We start from the raw sequence: 5,848 nt of genomic DNA, 5'->3' as shown, positions 1-5,848 counted from the left end.
CCCCGAGGAGGAGACCCCGCACGGGCACGGGCCCCCGTCAGCCCTCCCCGTCTGCCCCTCGTCAGCGTCCCCGGTGCGGGGTGCGGGGTGCGAGGTGCGGGGATCGAGCGTCCCGCCAGGGCGTCCGTCCGCCGGCCCGCCCGCCCGGTGCGCCACGCACTCCTCCGGCGTCAGCACGCCCAGCTCGCGCACGTACCGGCCGAGGCAGTGCGGCGGTCGGCCGCCTCCGGCGCCCCGGCCGGATCGTGCCGGCCGGATCGGCCGGCCGGCTCAGAAGAAGGTGCGCACGAACTCCGTGACCGTGCCGTCCGCCCGCACGACCGGGATCAGCGGCCACTTCTCGAAGATGGTGCACGGGTGGGACATGCCCAGCGCCACCCAGTCGCCCACCTCGACGGCGTCCGCGGAGTCGGTCTCCAGCCAGGCGTGCTGGTCGGACAGCTTCACCACCCGCACCCCGGCGGCGGGCCGCTCCTCGCCGGTCAGGGCGTCGCGTACCAGCTCGGCCTCCGGCAGCCCCAGGTCGTAGGCGATGTCCCGCTTGCCCGCGTTGACGAACGCCTGCGCGGGGGACGGCCGGGAGACGACCTGGGTCCACAGCCGGAAGGCGGGCCGCAGGCCCCCCTCCGCCGGGACCCGGTTGAACGGGGTCAGACGGGTGTACCAGCCGTGGTCGTGGGAGACGTACGCCCCGGAGCGCAGCAGCCGCAGCACGGGCCGGGACAGCTCGGGCAGTTCGGCGAAGACGTCGGCGACGGCGTCGAACCAGGAGGAGCCGCCCGCGCTGACGACGATCTCCTCCAGGTCGGGGGCGAACCGCCCGGCCTTGTCGAAGTCGACGGCCAGCGCGGTGAGCCGGCGCAGCCAGGCGTGCACCGACTCAGGGGTCGCGTCCGGCACCTCCGCCTCGTACCCGGCGACGCCGACCAGGCGCAGGGAGGCGGCGTCGGCGACCGCGTCGGCGACCGCCCGGCAGTCCTCCTCGGTCCGCGCGCCGGTCCGGGCGCCCTCGCCGGCGCCGAGTTCGACGACGACGTCGACCACGGCCGCCCGGCCGCGCAGGGCCCGGTCCATGAGGTGGACGCCGCGCACGGAGTCCACGTAGCAGACGAAGCGGAAGTCGGGGTCGGAGGCGAGCTCCTCGGCGACCCAGTGCAGGGCGGCCGGGTCGACGAGCTCGTTCGCGAGGAAGATCCGGCGGATGCCGAAGGCCCGGTAGACGCGGGCCTGGTGGGGGACGGCCGCGGTGATGCCCCAGGCGCCGTGCTCCAGCTGCCGCTCGAACAGCTGCGGGGCCATGCAGGTCTTGCCGTGCGGGGCGAAGGCCAGGTGGTGGCGGGAGGCGTACTCGCCGAGCGCGGTGAGGTTGTGCTCCAGCGCGTCGGCGTCGAGGGTCAGGACCGGGGTGGTGAAGCCGCCGGTGAACAGGTTCCGCTGCTGCGACGCGAGCCCGCCGACGGTCAGGGCGGCCCGTTCGGCGTCCGGGGGCAGGCCCTTGAAGCGGTGGTCGACGAGCTCGTCGGCGAGCCCCCGTACTGCGTCGCTGCTGCCCATGCGGATCCTCCTCGCGTTGCATCCTCTGCAACGTTTGTTACGGATAGTGCCGCCTGCTGTCTAACATCCCGGGAGGCGGCGGGTCCACATCGGCCGTGCCGACGGGGCGGCCGCCCGCAGCGGAGCGGGGCGCCCCCGCGCTGCGGGAGCGCCCCGGCATCGCCGGTGCTACGGCTGTGCGGCGGCTCTGCAGCGCCTCGACAGCGGCACTAAGCGGCGCAGTACTGCGCCTCCTTGCCGATCGAGCGGTACATGCAGTCCGCGTTCTCCAGCAGTTGGAGCACCGCGTCCTTGTTGCGCGCCGTCTCGCGGTCGATCACCTCGTCGGGCGGGTAGAAGCCGCCGCCGCCCGACTCCGGGTACATCTCGAAGGTGTACCCGAAGATCTTCTGGTCGCCCCACAGCCAGTCGTCGATGGTGCCGTCCGTGATGTACAGGTCGCTGGACTGCTCCGGGGTGTAGCCGTTGCTGCTCGCCATGCGCGTGCCGATGGTCTTGAACACGGCGAGGTCGTCCGCGGTCAGGCCGGGGGCGGTGTCGTTGTACGTCCACCCGTACGGCCACAGCACCAGCTCGCTGTAGGTGTGGAAGTCGATGGCGGCCTTGATCTGCTGCTTGCCGCCGACGACGCGGCTGCGCACGAAGTCCGCGACGGCCCTGACCTCGGGCGAGGACTCGGCGGCCGCGCCGCGGTAGGTCTCGGAGCCCTTGCTGCCGCTGGAGCCGCCGCAGCAGCCCCACTTGTAGTTCCAGTTGCGGTTCTCGTCCGTGCCGACGTAGGAGGAGCCTGAGTTCGGCTGCCGGTTCTTGCGCCAGGAGCGGTAGGAGCCGGTGGCGATGTCGTACTCGCCGCCGTCCGGGTTGAGGTCGGGGACGATCCAGATCTCCCGGGAGTTGACCGCGTTGGTGACGCGGGTGTCGGTGCCGTAGCCGGCGCCGAACTCCTTGAGCAGGTACAGCGCCATCTCGACGGTGAGGTGCTCGCGGGCGTGCTGGTGGTGGGTGAAGAGGACCTCGGGCTCGTTCTCGTCGGTCGCCACGTTGTCGCTGATCTTGATGGCGACGATGTCGCGGCCCTGGTACGACTTCCCGATCACCCGCTTGCTCATGATCGAGGGGTACTGGGCGATGCGCTGGTCGATCTCGGCGCTCATCTCGGCGTAGTTGTGGTAGCGGGAGTCCGCGGACGGGAAGTCCATCGGGCTCGCCTTCGCGCCGCGCTCGGTCCGGTCCGGCGGGCCGGGCAGCGGGGTCAGGGTGTAGCCGAGCGCGCGCAGGGCCCTGGCCTGCAGGGTGTCGGCGCTGACGACGACGGAGCGGGCGTCGACCTCGTCGATGGAGACGCCCGTGCGGAGCAGTGCGGTGCGCTCCTGCGGGGTGGCCGGGCCCTGGATCTCGTACTGGGCGACGGCCTCGTCCTGGGTGGCGGTGGACGGCGCGGGCGGCGGGGCCGCCGTGGCGCTCATGCCGTAGGCGGGTGCGCCGAGCGCGAGGGCGAGCAGGGCCGCCGTGACGGCGGCCCTGCGTCGGGTGTGGAGCCGCATGCGTTCTCCTGGGTGGGGAGTGTGGGGGTGCCGTGCGGACGCGCACAGCGTGCTCTTATGGCATGTCCCGGTCAAGGGCCCGGATTCGGCCAGATCCCGCGCCGGATCCCGTGCACGCCACCCCCACAGGTACCGCCTACGGCAGGCCGTGGACCTTCGGACCCACCGCGGCGGACCAAGCACCACCCGCCTTGGCGTCCCAGTTGGTCGACCAGGTCATCGCGCCGCGCAGCCCCGGGTAGGTCTTCGACGGCTTGAAGGACCCGCAGTTCACGCCCCGCGCCAGGCAGTCGAGCGCGTCGTTGACCACGCTCGGCGGGACGTACCCGCTGCCCGCCCCGCTCGGCGAGGCCGGCACGCCGATGCCCACCTGCGAGGGGTCGAGGCCGCCCTCCAGCTGGATGCAGGCCAGCGCGGTGAGGAAGTCGACCGAGCCCTGGGAGTACACCTTGCCGTCGCAGCCGTTCATCGAGCCGCTGTTGTAGTACTGCATGTTGACGACGGTGAGGATGTCCTTGACGTTCAGCGCGGTCCGGAAGTAGCCGCCGGACGTGGACTGCATGTCGATGGTCTGCGGGGCCATCGTGAGGACGAGCGAGGGGCCGGCCTTGGCGGACAGGGCGCGCAGCGCCTGCGTCATGTAGGTCGGGTCGAGGCCGTTCTCCAGGTCGATGTCGATCCCGTTGAAGCCGTACTCCTGCATGAGCGCGTACGCCGAGTTCGCCAGGTTGGTCGCGGAGGCGGCGTCGCGCACGGTGATGGTGCCCTTCTCGCCGCCGATGGAGAGGATGACGGACTTCCCGGCCGCCTTTTTTGCCGCGATGTCCGCCTTGAACTGAGCCGTGGTGTAGCCGCCGAGTCCGGCCGAGTCGAGGTTGAACGTGATCGCGCCGGGCGTGGCGGTGGCTTCGGCGAAGGAGACGGCGATGATGTCGTACTCGGCGGAGACGTCGGAGATCCGCTGCACCGTCGCGCCGTTGTCGAAGTTCTGCCAGTAGCCGGTCAGGGCGTGCCTGGGCACGGCCGGGTTGGGGTTCGGGCCGCCGCCCCCGGTCGTGGTGCCGGTCACCGGCGCCGACCTCGGGCCCTCGCCCGCCGCGTTGTACGCGCTCACCTGGAAGGAGTACGAGGTGGACGGCGCGAGCCCGGTGATCCGGGCCGGGGGAGCCGTGACCGTCCGGACGCGGACGCCGTCCCGGTGGACGTGGTAGCCGACGGCCCCGCTGACCGCGTCCCACGAAAGGGTCAGCGCGTCCTGGCTCCGGTCGGAAACGGCGGCTCCGGCCGGGGCGCCGGGAAGCGGCGGGCCGGGATCGGTGGGGCCGCCGCCCCCGTCCGGGCCGAGGACGCCGAACTCGTCCACGGCGTACGACGGCTGGCCGTACCAGCCGTGCGTCCAGACGGTGACCCGGGTGGTGGCCGGGCCCGTGGTGAAGGTCGTCGACAGCTTCTGCCAGCCGCCGTCCGGGCCGGGCGTCCAGGTGGACACGTCCTGCGTGCCGGTCCCGGTCGCGCCGAGGTACACGTACGAGCCCTGGACCTGCGCACCGATCGTGTAAGTCGAGTTCGGCTTGACCGTGACGGTCTGGCTGCACTTCGCGTGGTCCTGGCCCGACGGGGTGGCCCGCAGGGCGGCCGTTCCGGAATGGACCGGCGAGGAGGTGACGGCGCCGCTGCCGGAGCTGCAGTTCCAGTGCGCGAGACCGGACTCGAAGCCTCCGTTGCGGACGACGTTGACATCGGCGGCCTGCGCCGGGCCGGCCGTCAGGGCCGTCAGGCCGCCTGCGGTGAGGGCCGCGGCGACCGTGAGGGCGAGGGAGCGTATGCGGTTCACGTGGTCTCCGTGGGGGGAGGAAGGGAGGTGAACGGGTGGGGAAGGGATCGTGCGGAAGGCGGAGAAGGGGATGGCGGAGCGGGTCGCGGAGCCAAGTGGGGGACCCGGCACTCAAGCTGGTCCAGACCAATCTCGGTGTCAAGGGTCTTTGCGAAGTGGCTTGAACTGATCGGCCGTCCGATCCCGGTTGTCCGGGTTTCCCGCCACCTGTGACATGTGCTCGCGGCACGGGAATCTCCAAGGCCCTGCCCCGCCAGCGGTGACGCGGATATGGTTCTGCGGCGAGGGGGAAGCGCGTCGGCCGTTTGCGGTCGCGCAGGGTGTGCGCGTACACGGGGCGAAGCGAACTGCTGCCGTGTACGGGGTGAACAGGGGGGTTCGCGTGTCGATCGCCATTGCCGTCACCAGCGCCGATCTGGTGCTGCCGGCCCCTGACCGGCACACCCCGACGGCTGCCGTCCTCCGCCCGCCGGGACAGCTCGACCTCGAAGGCGGCCTCGCCGAGGTGGGCACCCTCCTGGAGCACCACAGCCACGTCCTGGCCGTCGTCCCGACCTGGCTGCCGCCCGCCGCCGTCCGGCGGCTGCACACCGTACGGGCCATCCTCGAAACCGACCGGATCGCCCTCCTCGACGTCGACCTGCCGCCGCTCGGCACCGCCCTGCTGGTGCGTCAGCTGCGACAGCTCAGCGTCTGCGACTTCAGCCCCGGCGTCATCGCCGCGGCCGCCCGCCTGCTCTCGCACTACATCCACGCCGGAGCCCTGCTCGGCTCCGTCGCCCGCCTCGACCGGGTCCCGGTCGGGCTCAAGGCGCACGCCCGGTCCTGGTCGCCCGGGGCCCAGTTCGCCGTCCTGGCCCACCCGACACCGCACCTGGCCCGGCTCGGTACGTCGGGGGCGGGGGCCGGCGGTTCG

3 protein-coding genes and 1 pseudogene are annotated in these 5,848 nt (G+C 72.4%); 1 reads left to right on the top strand and 3 read right to left on the bottom strand.

What is annotated here, in order from left to right:
* Window positions 1-270: 270 nt before the first annotated feature.
* The 3 genes from HYE82_RS33495 to HYE82_RS33485 all read right to left on the bottom strand — a co-directional run bounded on the left by HYE82_RS33495 (window position 271) and on the right by HYE82_RS33485 (window position 4,932).
* Window positions 271-1,554, bottom strand: coding sequence for an alanine racemase (locus HYE82_RS33495; RefSeq protein WP_179177985.1), 1,284 nt, complete (start codon window positions 1,552-1,554; stop codon window positions 271-273).
* A gap of 209 nt (window positions 1,555-1,763) precedes the next feature.
* Window positions 1,764-3,098: a M14 family metallopeptidase gene (locus tag HYE82_RS33490; RefSeq protein WP_179177984.1), complete on the bottom strand. Its 1,335-nt coding sequence runs from the start codon at window positions 3,096-3,098 to the stop codon at window positions 1,764-1,766.
* 136 nt (window positions 3,099-3,234) lie between these two features.
* The gene (locus HYE82_RS33485) at window positions 3,235-4,932 is read right to left on the bottom strand and encodes a chitinase (protein WP_179177983.1); all 1,698 of its coding nucleotides are present in this window, start codon (window positions 4,930-4,932) and stop codon (window positions 3,235-3,237) included.
* A gap of 382 nt (window positions 4,933-5,314) precedes the next feature.
* Between HYE82_RS33485 and HYE82_RS33480 the strand changes: the two are divergent.
* Window positions 5,315-5,848 (top strand): annotated as a pseudogene (locus tag HYE82_RS33480) (hypothetical protein); the annotation flags it as partial.

Origin of the sequence: Streptomyces sp. BR123 (genome assembly GCF_013401435.1) — a bacterium.
Taxonomy (GTDB): domain Bacteria; phylum Actinomycetota; class Actinomycetes; order Streptomycetales; family Streptomycetaceae; genus Streptomyces.
Note: the sequence above shows the minus strand (reverse complement) of the source record. Positions and strands in the feature narration are given on the sequence as shown.